Consider the following 477-nt stretch of genomic DNA (forward strand, 5'->3'; position numbering starts at 1 on the left):
GGTGTGGCGGGCGGTGTAGGCGGTGGAGAGGTCGCGGGCGAGGGGGGACAGGGACCAGCCGTCGCCGGCGATGTGGTGCATGACGAGCAGCAGCACGTGATCGTCCGCCGCCGTCTCGAACACCCACACGCGCAGCGGCGGTTCCTCGCGGAGGTCGAACTCGTACCGCGTGGCCTCCGTCACCCGGTCGGCCAACTCCTTGGCGGTCACCCGCTCCACCGCCAGACGCACGGTGTCCTCACCCGGGTCCAGCACCACCTGGTACGCCCCGTCCGCGTCCTCCGTGAAGACCGTCCGCAGGCTCTCGTGCCGACGCGTCACATCCCCCAACGCGGCCCGGAGAGCCAGGTGATCGAGCGCGCCGCGCAGCCGGACGGCGGTCGAGATGTTGTACAGGTACGTCGTCTGCTCCAGCTTCTGCAGGAACCAGAGGCGTTGTTGGGCGTGGGAGAGGGGGATGTGGTGGGGCTGTCTCTT

The 477-nt window shown here is 69.8% G+C and carries 1 protein-coding gene; it reads right to left on the reverse strand.

Going from position 1 to position 477, the window contains the following annotated elements:
- A partial coding sequence (locus IE94_RS36740; RefSeq protein WP_037924875.1) for a condensation domain-containing protein occupies window positions 1-477 on the reverse strand: 477 nt, incomplete at both ends.

Source organism: Streptomyces violaceorubidus (assembly GCF_000717995.1).
GTDB lineage: Bacteria > Actinomycetota > Actinomycetes > Streptomycetales > Streptomycetaceae > Streptomyces > Streptomyces violaceorubidus.